Annotated in this window: 15 protein-coding genes; 10 read left to right on the forward strand and 5 right to left on the reverse strand. The window is 45.0% G+C overall.

Translation table 11 applies throughout. The annotated features are described in order from the left end of the window. Window positions 1–344: 344 nt before the first annotated feature. Entirely contained in the window at window positions 345–1,760 is a 1,416-nt protein-coding gene (locus PV783_RS04190; protein ID WP_420987231.1) for an MATE family efflux transporter, read from the forward strand. Window positions 1,761–1,838: 78 nt separating this feature from the next. Beyond that, window positions 1,839–2,762: a PfkB family carbohydrate kinase gene (locus tag PV783_RS04195; protein WP_079471694.1), complete on the forward strand. Its 924-nt coding sequence runs from the start codon at window positions 1,839–1,841 to the stop codon at window positions 2,760–2,762. 237 nt (window positions 2,763–2,999) lie between these two features. Here PV783_RS04195 and PV783_RS04200 read toward each other — a convergent pair whose 3' ends face one another. Next, window positions 3,000–3,791 carry a S1/P1 nuclease gene (locus PV783_RS04200; protein WP_079471695.1) on the reverse strand — a complete coding sequence of 264 codons (792 nt, stop codon included), beginning with the start codon at window positions 3,789–3,791 and terminating at the stop codon, window positions 3,000–3,002. A 105-nt stretch (window positions 3,792–3,896) separates the two neighbouring features. Between PV783_RS04200 and uvrB the strand changes: the two genes are divergently transcribed. The 4 genes from uvrB (at window position 3,897) to PV783_RS04220 (ending at window position 9,938) form a co-directional block, all read left to right on the forward strand. Beyond that, a complete protein-coding gene (gene uvrB / locus PV783_RS04205) occupies window positions 3,897–5,951 on the forward strand; it encodes an excinuclease ABC subunit UvrB (protein WP_420987232.1) in 2,055 nt (684 codons plus the stop codon). 409 nt (window positions 5,952–6,360) lie between these two features. Further along, window positions 6,361–7,752, forward strand: coding sequence for an ammonium transporter (locus tag PV783_RS04210; RefSeq protein WP_079471697.1), 1,392 nt, complete (start codon window positions 6,361–6,363; stop codon window positions 7,750–7,752). 286 nt (window positions 7,753–8,038) lie between these two features. Further along, window positions 8,039–9,124: a porin gene (locus tag PV783_RS04215; protein WP_079471698.1), complete on the forward strand. Its 1,086-nt coding sequence runs from the start codon at window positions 8,039–8,041 to the stop codon at window positions 9,122–9,124. A gap of 154 nt (window positions 9,125–9,278) precedes the next feature. Continuing rightward, window positions 9,279–9,938 (forward strand): DUF2461 domain-containing protein, encoded by a 660-nt coding sequence (locus PV783_RS04220; RefSeq protein ID WP_079471699.1) that lies wholly within the window; start codon window positions 9,279–9,281, stop codon window positions 9,936–9,938. An 85-nt stretch (window positions 9,939–10,023) separates the two neighbouring features. Here PV783_RS04220 and PV783_RS04225 read toward each other — a convergent pair whose 3' ends face one another. Beyond that, a complete protein-coding gene (locus PV783_RS04225; RefSeq protein WP_079471700.1) occupies window positions 10,024–10,275 on the reverse strand; it encodes a hypothetical protein in 252 nt (83 codons plus the stop codon). Window positions 10,276–10,590: 315 nt separating this feature from the next. Continuing rightward, entirely contained in the window at window positions 10,591–11,580 is a 990-nt protein-coding gene (locus tag PV783_RS04230; protein ID WP_111577097.1) for an aspartate-semialdehyde dehydrogenase, read from the reverse strand. A 148-nt stretch (window positions 11,581–11,728) separates the two neighbouring features. Between PV783_RS04230 and PV783_RS04235 the strand changes: the two genes are divergently transcribed. The 3 genes from PV783_RS04235 (at window position 11,729) to PV783_RS04245 (ending at window position 16,135) form a co-directional block, all read left to right on the forward strand. Next, on the forward strand, window positions 11,729–13,438 hold the full coding sequence (locus PV783_RS04235) for a lamin tail domain-containing protein (protein WP_420987233.1): 1,710 nt from the start codon (window positions 11,729–11,731) through the stop codon (window positions 13,436–13,438). Window positions 13,439–13,531: 93 nt separating this feature from the next. Further along, window positions 13,532–14,206 carry a DUF5606 domain-containing protein gene (locus PV783_RS04240; protein WP_079471703.1) on the forward strand — a complete coding sequence of 225 codons (675 nt, stop codon included), beginning with the start codon at window positions 13,532–13,534 and terminating at the stop codon, window positions 14,204–14,206. 207 nt (window positions 14,207–14,413) lie between these two features. Further along, entirely contained in the window at window positions 14,414–16,135 is a 1,722-nt protein-coding gene (locus tag PV783_RS04245) for a M3 family oligoendopeptidase (RefSeq protein ID WP_420987234.1), read from the forward strand. A 52-nt stretch (window positions 16,136–16,187) separates the two neighbouring features. Here PV783_RS04245 and PV783_RS04250 read toward each other — a convergent pair whose 3' ends face one another. After that, on the reverse strand, window positions 16,188–16,622 hold the full coding sequence (locus PV783_RS04250; RefSeq protein WP_079471705.1) for a Fur family transcriptional regulator: 435 nt from the start codon (window positions 16,620–16,622) through the stop codon (window positions 16,188–16,190). Window positions 16,623–16,635: 13 nt separating this feature from the next. Then, complete coding sequence (locus tag PV783_RS04255) at window positions 16,636–17,262, reverse strand: SCO family protein (protein WP_420987235.1); 627 nt, start codon at window positions 17,260–17,262, stop codon at window positions 16,636–16,638. A gap of 202 nt (window positions 17,263–17,464) precedes the next feature. Between PV783_RS04255 and PV783_RS04260 the strand changes: the two genes are divergently transcribed. Beyond that, window positions 17,465–17,908, forward strand: coding sequence for a MerC domain-containing protein (locus tag PV783_RS04260; protein WP_420987236.1), 444 nt, complete (start codon window positions 17,465–17,467; stop codon window positions 17,906–17,908). Window positions 17,909–17,956 lie beyond the last annotated feature (48 nt).

Genomic DNA, 17,956 nt, shown 5'->3' on the forward strand with positions numbered 1-17,956 from the left:
AAACGGAAGTGAAAATGAAAAGTTACAGCTATAGGTAAAGTATTTTTTAAATATTTTTTTTCACCTGCCTGTAACCTTTACGTATCATGGATCGTAGCGATCGTATTTTCTTTTCATGAAGAAATACCTGTTATAACTGATGTTGACCTGCGCATTTTTAAAGATGGTTTTTGATGATTGAAAAATTAAATTACATTTGCGGAGCATCATAAGATGCCAGAACTGATAGCATATGAAAATTTATTAAGACCACGGTACTTCCGCTTGTCGCCCTTCCACTTTCCTGTTTTAGTTTGCAGTGCGGATAATGCACTGTTCCTCGTTATTATTTTCAAAAGTAAATTATGCCTCTTTTAACGAACGCGCCACAGCGTACACGTCGTTTTTTTCAATTATTTAAGATAGCCGTTACCGGTAGTGAAAAGGAGTTTACAACAGGAAGTATCGACCGGGCTATATTCCTGCTCTCCATTCCAATGATCCTTGAAATGGCGATGGAGTCACTGTTTGCGGTGGTAGATATTTATTTTGTGAGTCATTTGGGTGTAAACGCCATTACTGCAGTAGGGCTTACAGAATCCGTGCTCACGCTGGTATATACTGGTGCTATGGGATTAAGCATGGCGGCCACCGCTATGATTGCCCGCAGAACCGGCGAAAAGGATCCTGATGCCGCAGCGCATGCAGCCATGCAATCCTTATACCCGGGATTGGTTATTTCTGTGCTGATAAGTTTGGCGGGAATATTTTTTGCGAAAGATATCTTACTGGTAATGGGCGCCGCCAAAGAAGTAGCCGACTACGGTTACGTATATACGCAGATAATACTTGGCGGCAACATCGTGATCATTTTATTATTCCTGATCAACGGCATCTTCCGCGGGGCTGGCGATGCGGCCCTGGCCATGCGGTCGTTATGGATTGCGAACGGACTGAATATTATATTGTGCCCGCTGTTAATTTCCGGATGGGGACCAATTCCTGCATTAGGTCTGAAAGGCGCTGCTATTGCCACTTTTATCGGAAGAGGCACGGGCGTGATGTACCAGTTGTATCACCTGGTAAAAGGAAAAGACCTGATCCGCATTACGAAAAAGCATCTGGCTCCGGCGTTTCCATTGATTGGGGCCATTCTTAAAATTGCGGCCGGCGCCACCGCGCAAATGCTGATAGCTTCTGCCAGCTGGATTTTCCTGGTGCGCATTATTTCTCATTTTGGAAAAGATGCCGTAGCAGGATATACCATTGCCATTAGGGTGGTGATCTTTACTATATTACCCGCCTGGGGAATGGCTAATGCAGCAGCAGCACTGGTAGGGCAAAATCTTGGCGCGCAACAACCCGGGCGGGCCGAAAAATCGGCCTGGAGGGCGGCCTTCTTTAATATGATCTTCCTGGGTGTGGTAGCGGTTGTATTTATGGTGTGGGCGCCCGCCATTATTGGCTTCTTTACAACCGATCCGGTTGTAATCACCTATGGCGTGCAATGTATCCGCTTAATGAGCGCCGGTTACGTGTTTTTTGCCTATGGCATGGTACTTACCCAATCTTTCAATGGTGCCGGCGATACACGTACACCTATGTTGATTAACATGTTTATTATGTGGCTATTCCAGATGCCGTTGGCCTATACACTGGCTATCCTGCTAAAAATGGGACCGGTAGGGGTTTTCTGGGCGATGGCTATATCTGAGTCTACCTCTGCTTTGGTGGCTGTATGGCTGTTTCGCCGGGGTACCTGGAAGCAGGTGAAGATTTAGCTTCCTGCTTTCTGTATAAGTAGTTACCTTTGCGAGGTTTGCATTAAATTTTAACATAATAAAAATAACTCAATAAGCATGTCACTCACAGTCGTAGGTACTATGGCGTTCGATGAAATCGAAACCCCCTTTGGAAAGTCAGGTAAAATCATTGGTGGTTCCGCCACCTACATCGCATGGGCAGCGTCTAACTTCGTTCAGCCTATTAACCAGGTGTCTGTAATAGGTGAGGACTTTCCGGCTTCAGAACTGGATGCGTTGACTGCTAAAGGAGTGGTATTGGATGGTGTGCAGGTGAAGAAAGGTGAAAAGTCGTTCTACTGGTCAGGCAAGTATCACATGGATATGAATACCCGTGATTCACTGGCAACAGAACTGAATGTACTGGCCGATTTTCAGCCTGTTATCCCGGAAAGCTACCAGGGAAGTGAGTTCCTCATTCTCGGTAACCTTACCCCACAGGTGCAGATGAGTGTACTGGATCAGTTGAAAGAACGCCCTAAGCTGATAGTGATGGATACCATGAACTTCTGGATGGAAGTAGCACTGGACGATTTGCTGAAGGTATTAAAAAGAGTGGATGTGCTGATGGTAAATGACGGAGAAGCCCGTCAGCTGAGCGGTGAATACTCTTTGGTGAAGGCTGCCCGTAAAATTATGTCTATGGGTCCCCGTTACCTGATCATCAAGAAGGGAGAACATGGCGCATTATTATTCTCCGGAAATCATGTATTCTTCGCTCCTGCTATGCCACTGGATGATGTATATGATCCAACCGGCGCTGGCGATACTTTTGCAGGAGGTTTCATAGGCCACCTGGCTAAAACAAAGGATATTTCCTTTGAAAACATGAAAACCGCTATCATCGTAGGTTCTGCTATGGCTTCTTTCTGTGTGGAAAAGTTTGGAACTGAACGCATCCGCGAAATTACGCATGAAGATATTGCGGCCCGCCTGGAGCAGTTTGTTCAGCTGGTGAATTTTGATATTGACCTGGTATAGTGAATGTATCGCCTCCGGCAATAGTAAATTGTCTTGGAGCAGGATTAGATTGATTATGCTGATTTCATTGATTTGATTACGTTTGGACTTTAATATTTAGGGGAGACAGAAGCGAATACCCGCTTTTATCTCCCCTTATCTTTTTTAAAATCAAAACGTAATCAAATCAATGAAATCAGCATAATCAATCTAATCCTGCTCAAAGACAATTTCCAGCGCCGGAGGCGCCACACTCGCTTATTTATAAATATTATTGAGGATAGCTGCCAAACGCAACCCACCTTTCAGCAATTGCTGATTCAGATCCTTCACAAAAACATAATTATACCGGTAGCTGAGCTTGGCATCGGGCTGCGTATAGGCATATACCTTGTCGGAGAGCTGGTGCGAGTCAAACATCCAATCGGCGATAGAACCCTGCTGTATGGTCTTAATTTCCGCTGCAGATGCGATGTCCAGCGCTTTGGTGTATTCTGTATAACTCAACTGCTGGAAATCGATCAGTTGTTCATCCCATACCTTATGCAGATTGGAAGGTTTATCGAACCACATTACAGCAATTTTGTTGCCGCCCATGTCTTCGTCACGGCCTACGTGCAGGGGCTGATGCATATCGCCCATCATATGAACCAGGAAAGTGAGTGCAAACCGTTGTTTGTCTTTCGGCAGGTTACGGTTTTTCAGCTCCTTTATCATGGCCTGTGTTTGCGTGTACAGGTTTTCATCGTTAGCTGCATTCAGCAGCTCATCAAACTTTGCCCGGTCGATATTGCCGGGAAAATCGAGGTAGTGCCATTTACTGGTGTGATCGTACTGGTGGGTGGTGTCTGATTTGATGAAATCGGGCCAGTTGGCGATCATAGCCAGGCTTTCGCGGCCCAGGATGTTGGTAATTGCTTTGCGGGCTTGGGGGGTAAGGTGAAGCCAGGCTATTTCGGCGGTAATACGGTGGCCGTTAGGGCCCCAGGCAAAAGTGGCAAGGGGTAACAGGAAGGCCAGTATCAGCCCCGTTAAAATTTTTTTTCTCATAAGTCCTTTCTTGATTGTGGCAGCAAAATTAAAGCTTCTTTTTTAACACTTTCACTTCCATATTCTTAGTATTTTTACAGATACTTCTCAAACAGAAATTTCAATATGTCTTTTAATATACATGCTCCATACGCTCCAGCTGGTGACCAGCCGGAAGCGATCAAACAATTAACAAAAGGAATAGAGGAAGGCGAACCGTTTCAGACGCTGCTGGGGGTAACCGGCTCCGGTAAAACTTTTACCGTAGCTAATGTTATCCAGCAGGTGCAACGCCCTACCCTGGTGCTGACCCATAACAAAACGCTTGTAGCACAGCTTTACGGCGAACTCAGACAGTTTTTCCCGGACAACGCGGTAGAATATTATGTTTCCTATTATGATTATTACCAGCCGGAAGCTTATATGCCGGTGAGTGATACCTATATAGAAAAGGACCTGGCCATTAACGAGGAACTAGATAAGCTCAGGCTGAAAGCCACTTCCAACCTGCTTTCCGGCAGAAGGGATATTATAGTGGTAGCCAGTGTTTCCTGTATTTATGGTATCGGTAACCCTACCGACTATGAAAATGGTATCATCCGTATCCAGAAAGGACAAACCGTAAGCCGCAACACCTTGCTGCATGGCCTGGTAAACTCCCTGTACAGCCGTACTACCGGCGATTTTAACCGGGGTAACTTCCGTGTAAAGGGCGATACCCTGGATATTAACCTGCCTTATGTGGATTATGGTTACCGGATTACTTTTTTTGGAGATGAGATAGAAGAGATAGAAACCATTGATGTACAAAACAGTAAGCGGATCACAGTGGTAGACAACGCGGCCATTTTTCCTGCAAACATGTACCTGGCTCCAAAGGACATGATGCAACAGATCATATATGAAATACAGGATGAGCTGAAGGCACAGGTAGAATATTTTAAGGCTAATGGAAAGCTGATAGAGGCACAGCGTTTGTCTGACAGGGTAAACTATGATGTGGAAATGATCCGTGAGCTGGGTTATTGCAGTGGTATTGAAAACTATTCCAGGTTCCTGGACCGTCGTAAGCCTGGCGCCCGGCCCTTCTGCCTGTTGGATTATTTCCCGAAAGATTTTCTGCTGGTGGTGGATGAAAGCCATGTGACCATCCCGCAGATTGGCGCCATGTACGGAGGCGACAGGTCCCGTAAACTGAACCTGGTGGAATTTGGCTTCCGTTTGCCTTCTGCGCTGGATAACCGTCCGCTGAATTTTTATGAATTTGAGAATCTGGTGAACCAGGCCATATTTGTGAGCGCCACCCCCGGCGATTATGAGTTGAAGAAAACAGAGGGCGTGGTAGTGGAACAGGTGGTGCGTCCTACAGGCTTGCTGGAGCCGCCTATTGAAGTGAGGCCCAGTGTGAACCAGGTGGATGACCTGCTGGAGGAAATAGACAAGCGGGTGCAGAAGGGCGACCGTGTGCTGGTAACCACGCTGACAAAGCGCATGGCCGAAGAAATGGACAAATATCTTGGACGTATTAATATTAAGTCGCGTTATATCCACTCCGAGGTGGACACCCTGGAACGTATTGAGATATTACGCGACCTGCGGCTAGGTAATATAGATGTATTGGTAGGCGTGAACCTGCTGAGGGAGGGATTGGATTTGCCGGAAGTGTCGCTGGTGGCTATCCTGGACGCGGATAAGGAAGGATTTCTGCGCGATGAGCGCTCTCTCACGCAAACGGCCGGTCGTGCGGCGCGTAATGTGGACGGGCTGGTGATCTTTTATGCTGATAAGATAACGGAGAGCATGCAGCGTACTATTGATGAAACGGATCGACGCCGCGAGAAGCAGGTGGCATTTAATATAGAGCATAATATTACTCCCCGCACCGTCCGTAAAAGCAAGGAACAGATCATGGGGCAAACTTCCGTACTGGAAATCAAGCACTTCGATGAAAATTCGCCAATGGCTATCCATGATGAGGTGCAGTTGGTGGCAGAAGATGCGATGGCGTATGCGAAATCCTCCGCGGCCAGTGTAAAAACTATCCCGCAGATGGAGAAATCCATTGCCAAAGTGAAGAAGGATATGGAGAAGGCAGCCCGCGATCTTGATTTTATGGAAGCCGCCCGTTTGAGGGATCAGATGTTTGCAATGGAGCGCGAATTACTTGAAATGAAACAATAATCGGCTTTGCAAATTCAGAACATTACATGTAATTATTTATAATATAAATTAGTTGTTCCAGCAATTAAAGTAATAAATTAATAATTTGTATATATTTATTTATCAGGTGCTTATGTGACTTCCTCCCTTATTACAGTAGCGCGTGCACCTGGTAAATTTGAAAATTGTTAACCTTTCCTTAATATTCTTCTAATAGTATTGATATTCAATTATTTACATTAGTATTTCAGCTCTATAAAACCCCAGATATATTAAAAAATAATAATTAATATTATTATAAATTATAATATCATTGATTTAATCCTAATTATCGCACCTCTTATTCAAATATTTCTATTTTTAGACCCTTCTATTTGATGTTTTAAATTTCGGACCTACTTTTATTTAAGAAATTTAAAAATCAAACGCTATGAAGAAAATATCTTTTCAGGACTATCTCCCCTTCATTTTCCTTGCGCTCATCGCAATAGTTGGAATTTTTATGCCTGCCCTCCCGAATTTTGCTGATGCCAGCAAATATAATTCCGCTGATATCGCCTGGATTCTTGTAGCATCGTCCCTGGTATTTTTGATGACTCCCGGTTTATCCTTCTTTTATGGAGGCATGGTAAATAAGAAGAACGTGATTTCTACCATGATGCAAAGTTTCATTGCTACCGGTTTAATCAGTATCGTTTGGTTAGTAGTTGGATTTAGCCTGGCATTTGGTAAATCTGTAAATGGTATCATTGGAGATCCCCGCACATTTTTTATGTTTCAAAATGTAGGGTCAGGAGCCCCCTGGAGCCTGGCCCCCACTATTCCGCTGTTACTGTTTGCGCTCTTCCAGATGAAGTTTGCAATCATTACTCCTGCACTGGTAGTAGGAGCAGTAGCGGAAAGGATCCGTTTCACTTCATATGTATTGTTCATGGTATTATTCAGTTTGCTGGTGTACGCACCAATTGCACACTGGACCTGGCATCCTGATGGCATCCTGTTTAAATTGGGTGTACTGGATTTTGCCGGTGGTACGGTAGTACATATTTCTGCAGGTTGCGCTGCCCTGGCAGGTGCCCTGGTACTGAAAAGAAGAAAGGATCATATCGAAAAGAAAGAATTACAACCTGCAAATATTCCCTTTGTATTACTGGGTACCGGTTTACTCTGGTTCGGCTGGTTCGGTTTCAACGCAGGTTCTGCTTTGAGTGCCAACGCCCTCGCTGCTTCAGCTTTCGCTACTACTAACACAGCTACTGCTGCTGCCGGTTTATCATGGGTATTTTTTGATGTAATCCGCGGACGGAAACCATCTGCACTCGGCTTCTGCATCGGTGCGGTAGTTGGTCTGGTGGCCATCACTCCTGCTGCTGGTTTTGTTGCTATCCCGCAAAGTATATTCATCGGTTTCATTGCCGCTATCATTTCTAACATCGCAGTACACTGGAAATCTAAAACCAGCATTGATGATACACTCGATGTATTCCCTTGCCACGGTTTAGGTGGTATGGTAGGTATGCTGCTCACCGGTATCTTCGCTACCAAAGCAGTAAACGAAGCTGGTACCAACGGATGGTTCTATGGTAACTTCGAGCTGTTCAAAAACCAGGTACTGGGTCTGTTGCTGGTAGTAGGTTACAGCTTCGCAGTATCTTACGGTATCTTCAAACTCATCAACCTGATTCACCCACTGCGTGTATCTGAAGAAGAAGAAGAACTGGGACTGGATGTTACTCAGCACAACGAAAACTATCACCCTTCTATGATCAGTGTATCCGACAACGGTTCCCTGAAAGAAGAAGATGAACTGATTCACTCCTGAGACAGAACGTCTTTCACAGGTATCAGAAAAGAGTTACAGTTCTTTGAGTACGATCTTTATCAACTTTATTAAACGCATATACTTTACGTTGTAAGAACCTGGAATGGATAATTGGTAGTTAAACTTGCTGTAAATAAGTGAAACTCGCACCAATCATTAATTACTGATTATCCATTCCTTCTATTTTCTGAATGTAGCATCAGGAATATTAGCACGCACCCCCCGAAACAATCCGTGAGAAAAGGCCGCATTAGTACTTACCATTTTATCAACCAAATTTATAAGTATGAAAAGAATGTTAACGACCTTGTTTGCCATGGGCAGCACTCTGGTTGCCATGTCACAATCCACGACAGATAGTACATCTGCTCCCGCTTTCAAATTATCAGGATCTGCAGATGTGTATTACAAGTACAATCTCAACGGAAATTACACTGATAATAAAACCAGTTTTACCAATTCCCACAACTCCTTCGAATTGGGAATGGTATCACTAAAAGTAGAACACGGATTCAAAAATGGTAGCATCGTAGCCGACCTCGGCTTCGGTAAAAGAGCCGGTGAGTTTTCCTATAACGATGTACCCGGTTCTTCCAATGGCCTGTCTATGGCTATCAAACAATTGTACGTTTCTTACCAGGTAGCTGAAAAAATAAAACTAAGCCTCGGTAGCTTCGCTACACATATTGGCTACGAACTGGTAGATGCCTACGCCAACAGGAACTATAGCATGAGCTATATGTTTAGCTATGGCCCTTTCTTTAATACAGGTGTGAAGGCAGACATTGCACTCACTTCCTCTTTAAGCGCTATGGTAGGCGTGTTTAACCCTACAGATCTGAAATCAGTTAGCCTTAACAGCCACAAATATATTGGTGCTCAGCTGGGCTTTGCTCCGGCAGAAACACCTGTTAAATTATACCTGAATTACCTGGAAGGAAAAGATACCTTCGGTATTCAGAACCACCAGGTAGACCTGGTAGCCACTTACCAGATCAATACTGTATTCGGTTTGGGTTATAACGCTACCTACAGTACCTATACCGACACACGTGCACCCAAAAGCACCCGCGAAAACGCAAAATGGTGGGGCAATGCACTGTACGTAAACCTTGATTTCACTGAAAAATTTGGTTTAACGGTTCGTGGAGAATATTTCAGTGATAAAGACGGGCTTAAAGTTTTTGGAGCCGTACCGGATGGCGGTAATGTAGTTGCCGGTACACTCACCTTTAATTATAAGGTAGGAAACCTTACTATTATGCCGGAGTTTAGGCTGGATAAGGCTTCTGCAGATATTTTCAGCAAGTCGGACGGTAAACCTGCTGATATAACATCCAATGTTTTATTAGCCGCCACCTATCACTTCTAAAAGTTGCATTCAAACAGATGCAGGAGTTTGCCACGGGAAGAGATCGCCTTCCGGCAAATATCCTGTATCTGTTTTTTTAGAACCCCTCCGGATGGCCCCTCAAAATTCAAAAAACCATAAATGATTTGTATTATCTTGTTGGCAAAAAGAAGTAATGTTGCAGCCGTCCACGTTAAAATTCCTTAAGTCACTCAGGCTGAATAATAATAAAGTCTGGTTCGACGAGCACAAAACCGAATACATGGCCGCCAAGGCCGATTTTGAAAGTATGGTACAGCAGCTGATAGATGGTTTGGCAAGACAGGATGCCACCATGCAGGGCCTCCAGCTGAAAGATTGTGTTTTCCGCATTTATAAAGATGTGAGATTTTCGAAGGATAAAACCCCTTATAAAGTAAATATGGCCGCTTCTTTCCAGGCCGGTGGAAAAAAATCTACCCTTGCGGGGTATTATTTTCACCTGGAACCGGGAGGAAACAGTTTTGCCGGCGGCGGTATCTGGATGCCTGCTGCGCCCCAGCTCAAAAAATTACGACAGGAAATCGACTATAACTTCCAGGAATTTGAACAACTGATCTCCAATAAAGAATTCATCAAACATTTCGGGAAAATTGAGGGCGACGCACTGAAAACAGCTCCCCAGGGCTACCAGCCGGACAATCCCGCTATAGCCTATCTGAAACTGAAAAGCGTGATCGTTTCCCATCCCTTTACAGATGAAAGCAGTACACAACCCGCAATAGTAAGAGAAATTCTGAAAACTTTCGCCCTGATGCAACCCCTGCTGCAATTTATTAATCGCGCAATGGACTAAAGCTAAAAAAGTGGTTTATTGGTTTACATAAGGATTTCATACCTCTCTTAAACCAATAAACCACTTTCCCCTGGTTACTCCAGGATTAATTCTTGTGAATCAGGAATTCGAACGGCCGCGCTTTGCGATTCTTTAAAAGATTTTCCTTGTCCGTACGCGCGTGAGCAAAACGTTGATTGTAAACATTGGCCACCTCTATAATAGGTATAATTCCGTCAAGCGTATCCTGCTGATCAACGATGTTCATGATCCTGGATACTTGTGAAGAGAAATTAGTGCTCCACTCTTCGGTGAACTTGTGCATTAACAGAAGCTCTCGATTGGTGTTGGTTTTCATAGGACTTAAGGGTGTTTTCTGATTAGAAAATAACGAAAAATACCGGCATCTCTAAAATTGGACTTCTCTTCTTTTTCAAAGAGTTAAGTTGGCATAGGATTATTACTACCAAAATTGGATTTTATCCTGCACAAATCAATACTACTTCCGTGTAATTTTTAAGTTTTATGTGTTATGCTTTTGTAAAACGCGCAAAAAAGAGCAAGCGGTAAAATGCTTGCTCTTAACGAGTTATAAATATATTTTCGTATAGTCATATACGGGAGATGCTATTAAGAGTGGTATACCCCTTAATTACATAGCACAACAGTATGATTACAGCCAGTTTTTACCGCTAAGGTATTCTGCTATCTGTACGGCATTGGTAGCTGCCCCCTTGCGAAGGTTGTCTGCTACTATCCACATATTCACTGTTTTAGGCTGTGTTTCATCCCTGCGGATACGGCCCACAAACACTTCATCTTTATCGTGTGCATCCTTTGGCATCGGGTATAAAGCCTTCGACGGATCGTCTACAACTATTACTCCTGGCGTTTTTTCAAGCAATGCCCTCAGTTCTGCCACATCGTATTCATTTTCAAACTCTATATTCACCGCTTCACTATGACCACCCATCACCGGAATACGTACAGTCGTAGCCGTTACCAGGATGCTGTCATCTCTCATAATCTTCTTGGTTTCATTTACCATCTTCATCTCTTCTTTCGTATAGCCGTTATCGAGAAACACGTCTATCTGCGGAATAACATTCAGATCTATCGGATAAGCATATGCCATTTCACCGGTAATGCCTTGTCTTTCATTCATCAATTGGGTTACTGCCTTTACACCGGTACCGGTTACCGACTGGTAGGTAGATACCACTACCCTTTTGATTTTATATTTTTCGTGCAGGGGTTTCAGCACCAGCACCATCTGGATAGTAGAACAGTTAGGATTGGCAATAATTTTATCTTCCTGCGTAATGGCATCGCCATTTACTTCCGGCACTACCAGTTTCTTGGTAGGGTCCATTCTCCAGGCGCTGGAATTATCAATTACCGTAATACCTGCGGCTGCAAATTTAGGCGCCCATTCCAGGGAGGTACTGCCACCGGCAGAAAAGATAGCCACATTTGGTTGCATGGAAATCGCCGTATCAGCACTTACCACCTTCCAGGTCTTGCCCTTAAATGTTACTTCCTTACCAACAGACTTCTCAGAAGCCACGGGAATCAATTCAGTAACGGGAAAATTTCTTTCCGTTAACACCTGTAACATTTTTGAGCCAACCAGTCCGGTCGCTCCAACTACGGCAACTTTCATTTTGTTTTACATTTTTAATTTTGGAAGCCCAAAATTAACATATAGCCCCCGCTTTTCATAACATTAAGATTTTTTTTTACCATTTACATGGCATTAACACCGGGTGATCGACAGAATGCTAAGTTTGAAAGCTATAAAATAATTGTTCATGCGGTTACCCATTGTTTGTTTCTGCCTGCTGCTGCAGGCCCTCCCCGGTTTCACCCAAACACCGGCCATTTATGACGTGGTTATTCATGAAGTAATGCCGAAACCCTCGCCTGTAGCAGGCTTGCCGCCTTATGAATATATAGAACTGCGGAACATCAGCACCACACCCGTGCAACTGAGCAACTGGCGCCTCGCGGTAAACAGGCGGGAAGTAGCGCTGCCGGCCTGTTTGCTGCAGCCCGACAGCTTGCTGGTGCTGTGCGCTCCGGGCGCAGTAAGTAGTTATAACATTCCCAATATCAGGGGAATAGACCGTTTTCCCACAATAGCAGACGACAGCGCACTGACTGTTTTATATGATGCATTCAGAAGGGTGATACATGCGGTAGATTACCATCAAGGGTGGTATGCAGGTGGAAAGGCCGGCAGGGGCGGCATCAGCCTGGAAATGATCAATACGGCATTTCCGTGCAGCGGAAAAGTAAACTGGACAGCCAGCACCGCTGCTGCCGGCGGCACACCCGGTTTCATTAATGCCGTGGCAGCAAATACCCCCGACGTTTCCAAACCGGACCTGTTATTTGCCGCCATTGCAGACAGCATGCATGTATTATTGCACTTCAGTAAAACGCTGGATAGCGCACTGGCAGCCAATCCTGCACATTATGAAATCAGTGGTGGATTGCATGTAACCTCCTGCCGGGTGCTGCCTCCGGTATTCAGCAGCGTAGAACTGCAGCTGGATGCGGCTATCCGGCCAAAGGAGGTATACACCATCACCAGCAACGGGGTGGCAGATTGCAACGGCGCTACCAGTAATATCTATAACAGTGTTACGCTGGGCATACCGCAACAACCGGTTGGCAACGATATATTAATCAATGAAGTGCTGTTTTATCCGCCTGCCGGCATCCCTGAATTTATTGAACTGTATAATGCCAGCGGGAAGGTGGTAAACTTAAATGAGCTGCGTGTTTGTGCCCGTACCGCTGGTAGCGGGTTAGGCGTTTTTAAAAAGATGACCACCAGTGGCCGTTTGCTGATGCCAGGGCAATTGCTGGCATTGACCACCAACAAGGATTTGCTTTGCAGCTACTACAATTGCCGGTCGCCGGAAAATATCCAGGAAGTAAGCAGCCTGCCATCGATGCCGTTGGACGGAGGCGATGTGGTGCTGCTGCGGGTTGATAGTACGATTATAGATGAACTACCCTATACCAGCGGACAACACTTTCCGCTGGCGAGTGAATTGCAGGGCATTTCGCTGGAGCGGTTGCAGTACCAGCTTCCGGCTTCTGACGCTGCCAACTGGCATTCTGCTGCTGCCACAGTGGGATATGCTACTCCCGGATGGCTTAATTCCCAGCGCCGGGGCGATGCAGGCGATTCGCTGAATATTGCATTGTTACCGGAAGTGTTTTCCCCCGATCACGACGGAACCGCAGATGTAACGCAGCTTTCCTGGCAACTGCCCGCTCCTGGCTTTGTGGGCAATGTTACTGTGTATGACCTGCAGGGTAAACCGGTACGGTACCTGGCCCGCAATATATTGATGGGAAATACCGGATATTTGCCGTGGGATGGAACTGGAGAAAATGCAGTAGTTTTGCCACCAGGGATTTATATATTTTTTATAGAGATATTTAATCTTCAGGGGTACGTGAAACGCTGTAAACGCACGGTGGTCATGGCACGAAAGTTGAATTGACGCACGCCCCCGTTGCCGGCTTTTTCCAAGCCAAAAATAGCCGTGGGCAATCTATTATAATTATTTATATTTGCGCTTCCTAAAAATTTGAACATGCAGTACAGAGAAATTGTTGCAGTAACCGGATTGGGCGGTTTGTTTCAGTTAGTAGCCAGTAAACAAGATGGCGCCATCGTAAGGTCACTGGAAGATAAAAGTACAAGGTTTGTATCTTCCCGCGTGCATAATTTTACTCCACTGGAAAGTATTGAAGTATTCACTACCGGCGAAAACGTAAACCTGGCTGAGGTATTCAAGGCCATGGAGGAAAAAGCAGCGGCACACCCGCCTGTAGCTGGTAAAGCAGACAACAATGCTATCAAAGCTTATTTCAAAAGCGTATTCCCTGAATTCGATGAAGACAGAGTGTATGTGAGTGATATGAAGAAGATGGTAAAATGGTTTGGTATCCTCAAAGCAAACGATCTGTTGAAATTTGATGAGATCCTCGCCGAAGGTGATGGTGAAGCGGAAGAAGTGGCAGTAGAAGAAACCGCTGCTCCGGAGAAAAAGAAGAAAGCAGCTCCTGAAGCTACTGAAGAAGCAGCTACAGAAGAAAAGCCTAAGAAGCCACGCGCTAAAAAGGCCGCTGAAAAAGAAGAAGGCGAAACAGGCGCTGAAGAAAAAGCACCTAAGAAAGCCAAAGCTAAGAAAGATGATGCACCGGCAGCGGAAGGCGAAGAGCCTAAAAAAGTTGCTAAGCCACGCAAGAAGAAAACAGAAGAATAGTAAGGATCCGGGTTGTCTGATGATTGAAGCAAACATCAGCCGGCAAAATATTTCAGGCTTCTATTTACAGAGATCTTTTTCTGTAAATAGAAGCCTGAATCGTTTTAGCATTCCCGATATTTAACGATTCTTTTAGCCGGAAACACCCGGCATTAGCATAAAATTGCCTAAATTTCTACATCCGAAAATTTAAAAATAACAGATAGCATGGATAAACTAAGTGCAGATATAAAGAAACTACCGCGTACATTTCTCCCGGAAGATTTTAAAGTAACTACCTGGGATACCCTGCAGCCTTACTTTGAAGCGCTGAAGGAAAGAAAGATCAATAGCGTATCAGACCTGGAAAAATGGCTGAAAGATATGAGCGAACTGGAAGCAGTAATCAGTGAAGATGCCTGCTGGCGCCAGATCCGAATGACCTGCGATATCACCGATAAATCACTTGAGGAAGCCTTCGCTTACTTCTGTATGGAAATTCAGCCCAAACTGCAACCCTATGCAGATGCGCTCAATAAAAAATTGCTGGAAAGCCCGTTTGTAAAAGAACTGGATCCCGACCTGTATAAAACGTATCTCCGCAATGTAGAGAAACAGGTGAAACTGTTCCGCGAGGAAAATATTCCTATCCAGGCGGAACTGAGCGTAATGGCACAACAATATGGCGCCATTGCAGGTAAAATGACCATCAAAGTAAAAGACCAGGAATATACCCTGCAACAGGCAGCTAAATTCCTGGAAAACAGCGACCGTTCCCTGCGGGAAGAAGTGTTCACCAAAACCGGCGCCCGTCGCCTGGAAGACAGGAAAGCACTGGATGACCTGTACACAGGGCTGATTTTAAAACGTGACCAGGTAGCAAAAAATGCCGGCTTCGCTAATTACCGCGACTATAAATTTGAAGAACTGGGTCGCTTCGACTATACAAAAGAAGATGCCTTCCAGTTTCATGAAGCCATCAAAGCGCATATTGTTCCGCTGGTACAACAGATCCTGGAAAAGCAGAAAGCCAAACTGCAGCTGGATACCCTGCGTCCCTGGGACACAGAAGCAGAACCAGCGGGTGTGAAGCCACTGGAGCCATTCCACACAGGAGAAGAGCTGGTGAATAAAGCCATCGCCACCTTTGATGAACTGGGTCCTTTCTTTGGTAATTGCCTCCGGGTGATGAAACAAATGGGCCGCTTCGACCTGGAAAGCCGTAATGGTAAAGCGCCGGGTGGTTATAACTGCCCGCTGGCGGAAACAGGCGTGCCTTTCATTTTTATGAATGCCGCCGGACAAATGAAAGATCTTACCACAATGGTACACGAAGGTGGCCACGCGGTACACTCTTTCCTGAGCCATCACCTGGCACTCAGCGCCTTCAAGGAATACCCGATGGAGATAGCAGAAGTAGCCAGCATGAGCATGGAGTTATTTACTATGGACTACTGGAACATTTTCTTTGATGACGAAACACAGCTGCGCCGCGCACGGTTACAGCAATTGGAAAGGGCCATCACCATTTTCCCGTGGATTGCCACCATCGATAAATTCCAGCACTGGATCTATGAACATCCGCAGCACACCATAGAAGAACGTACCGCCAAATGGCTGGAAATACTGAATGAATTTTCCCCTGCAGCGGTTGACTGGAGCGGCCACGAAGATTACCGTGCTATCACGTGGCAAAAGCAACTGCACCTGTTTGAAGTGCCTTTCTATTACATAGAATACGGTATTGCGCAACTGGGAGCTATTGCCATGTGGAAGCAGTTCAAGGAAAACAAAACACAGGCTTTGGATAACTACGTACAGGCGTTAAGTTTAGGTAATACCAAAACGTTGCCTGAGTTGTATAAAGCGGCGGGAATTAAATTTGATTTTTCTCCGGCTTATGTGAAGGAACTGGCCGATTTCGTGAAAGCGGAAATAGAGAAGATATAGTAAGGATGCCTTTGTTAATGCCGCTTTACGGAACATTAACAAAGGCATTTTTTCATTTACAGGATTTACAAACCCCACTCACCACTACTTCCACATTATGCGCTGCATAACCTTTGGGAAGCTGTATTTGCGGAACATCTGTTTCATCTAAACAAATGGTATTACCGCATTCTTCACACTTGAAATGAATATGATGATCGTGATGGTGGTGCTCCGAACACTCCGACTTACATAAAGCGTAGCGTACCGAGGTATCTGTAGTAGGTATTTTATGAATGATTCCTTTGTCGAGGAATGTTTGTAAGGTACGGTATACGGTTACACGGTCGAACGACTGACCGGCCAGCTTTTCAAAATCGCTATGTTCCAGCGCACCGTTGCTTTTCATGAACAGTTCCAGGATCCTTGTCCGGGTTTCTGTTACACTCAGCTTGCTTTCGCGTAGTATACTGCCAATTCGTTCTGTTATTTGTTGTTTGGTGCCCATGATGAAAAAAACTTTATTCTTCCATTAAACGGTCTATGTCTTCAATCAATTTATCTACGTCCTGTTTTTTAGTGCCTTCATACAAACCGCGGATCTGTCCTGCTTTATCAACCAATGCAAACCATTGGGTGTGTACAAAATCTTCTTCCCCGGTATATACGCCATCGTCTACCAGGTAACCTTGCCTGGCCAACCGGTAGAGCTGTTTCTTGTCGCCGGTAAGGAACCACCAGTTTTTAGAATCAGCGCCATGTTTGGCGGCATATGCCTTTAGTACCGGCACGCTGTCGTGTTCGGGATCTACCGTATGGGAAAGGATCAGGAAGTTGGGATTGTCTTTATACTTCGCATATACCTTGTCCATATTGGCATTCATCTTCGGACAAATACCGGTGCAGGTGGTAAAAAAGAACTCAGATACATAAATTTTGCCTTCAACGTCTGCCTTCGTTTTCGTGCGGCCCTCCTGGTCTGTAAAGGAAAATCCGGGGATGGTATGTCCCGGCGCCCCCAGGTGAGGTAACTTGTCTTTTCCAAAGAAGGTGCCTGTTTCTCCTTTAATAATATAACCGGCATAGGTCAGGAAACCTGCGCTCAACAACACAAAAAATGAAATCAGTATAATTGCTTTCTTCGACATAGGTATGATTCCTTGTTTTATTCGATATACAAAGGTAGCACATAGTTAACAGATGCCCATCAGTGCAACGCATCTCTTATTTTTTTAACACGCCTGCAACATTTTATAGTTGAAAAAATAAATTATCTGAAGATAAGAGATATTTTAATTTGCAACATTGTTGCAAATTTACGTAGTTTTGTCCGGATAGAAAAATGGGAACATGGAAGTGAATATTTTAAAGAAGATGAGTTGGGACACTATTGGAATAGGGGCTTCCCTGTTGTGTGCCGTGCACTGCGCCTTACTCCCTTTGCTGCTCACGGTATTGCCATTGGTGGGATCGCACGTATTGGAAAATGAAATGCTGGAGTATGGCTTATTGTCTTTCTCCTTTGGGGTAGGTTGTTTGTCGCTGGGACGGGGATATTTCAGGCATCACCGGCGCATAGCGCCCCTGCTGATCTTTGCCGCGGGGTTTGCCTTGTTACTGGGAGGGCATTTCGGGATTGCCGGTGGTTTCTGGGAACCTGTTGTCATCTTTGCCGGTGCGGCAGGAGTAACGGGCGCGCATATACTAAACCTGAAACGTTGTAAACAGTGCACGACGGTTAAAGGCCACCCCCATGAACATAGCCGGCGGCATCTGCCGGCTGGCGGGTTGTAAAACTGCTGTTGTAAAACAGGAAATAAATTGCTGTAATTAAAATACGCA

The organism is Chitinophaga sp. CC14, from assembly GCF_048957795.1.
GTDB classification, from domain to species: domain Bacteria; phylum Bacteroidota; class Bacteroidia; order Chitinophagales; family Chitinophagaceae; genus Chitinophaga; species Chitinophaga ginsengisegetis.

What these genes read in the sequence shown, in the direction of transcription:
- PV783_RS04230 (WP_111577097.1), bottom strand. Translation starts at nt 11,580, where the DNA reads ATGAAAGTTGCCGTAGTTGGAGCGACCGGACTGGTTGGCTCAAAAATG.
- PV783_RS04220 (WP_079471699.1), top strand. Translation starts at nt 9,279, where the DNA reads ATGTTGCAGCCGTCCACGTTAAAATTCCTTAAGTCACTCAGGCTGAAT.
- PV783_RS04245 (WP_420987234.1), top strand. Translation starts at nt 14,414, where the DNA reads ATGGATAAACTAAGTGCAGATATAAAGAAACTACCGCGTACATTTCTC.
- PV783_RS04200 (WP_079471695.1), bottom strand. Translation starts at nt 3,791, where the DNA reads ATGAGAAAAAAAATTTTAACGGGGCTGATACTGGCCTTCCTGTTACCC.
- PV783_RS04215 (WP_079471698.1), top strand. Translation starts at nt 8,039, where the DNA reads ATGAAAAGAATGTTAACGACCTTGTTTGCCATGGGCAGCACTCTGGTT.
- PV783_RS04250 (WP_079471705.1), bottom strand. Translation starts at nt 16,622, where the DNA reads ATGGGCACCAAACAACAAATAACAGAACGAATTGGCAGTATACTACGC.
- PV783_RS04195 (WP_079471694.1), top strand. Translation starts at nt 1,839, where the DNA reads ATGTCACTCACAGTCGTAGGTACTATGGCGTTCGATGAAATCGAAACC.
- PV783_RS04210 (WP_079471697.1), top strand. Translation starts at nt 6,361, where the DNA reads ATGAAGAAAATATCTTTTCAGGACTATCTCCCCTTCATTTTCCTTGCG.
- PV783_RS04235 (WP_420987233.1), top strand. Translation starts at nt 11,729, where the DNA reads ATGCGGTTACCCATTGTTTGTTTCTGCCTGCTGCTGCAGGCCCTCCCC.
- PV783_RS04225 (WP_079471700.1), bottom strand. Translation starts at nt 10,275, where the DNA reads ATGAAAACCAACACCAATCGAGAGCTTCTGTTAATGCACAAGTTCACC.
- PV783_RS04260 (WP_420987236.1), top strand. Translation starts at nt 17,465, where the DNA reads ATGGAAGTGAATATTTTAAAGAAGATGAGTTGGGACACTATTGGAATA.
- PV783_RS04240 (WP_079471703.1), top strand. Translation starts at nt 13,532, where the DNA reads ATGCAGTACAGAGAAATTGTTGCAGTAACCGGATTGGGCGGTTTGTTT.
- uvrB (WP_420987232.1), top strand. Translation starts at nt 3,897, where the DNA reads ATGTCTTTTAATATACATGCTCCATACGCTCCAGCTGGTGACCAGCCG.
- PV783_RS04255 (WP_420987235.1), bottom strand. Translation starts at nt 17,262, where the DNA reads ATGTCGAAGAAAGCAATTATACTGATTTCATTTTTTGTGTTGTTGAGC.
- PV783_RS04190 (WP_420987231.1), top strand. Translation starts at nt 345, where the DNA reads ATGCCTCTTTTAACGAACGCGCCACAGCGTACACGTCGTTTTTTTCAA.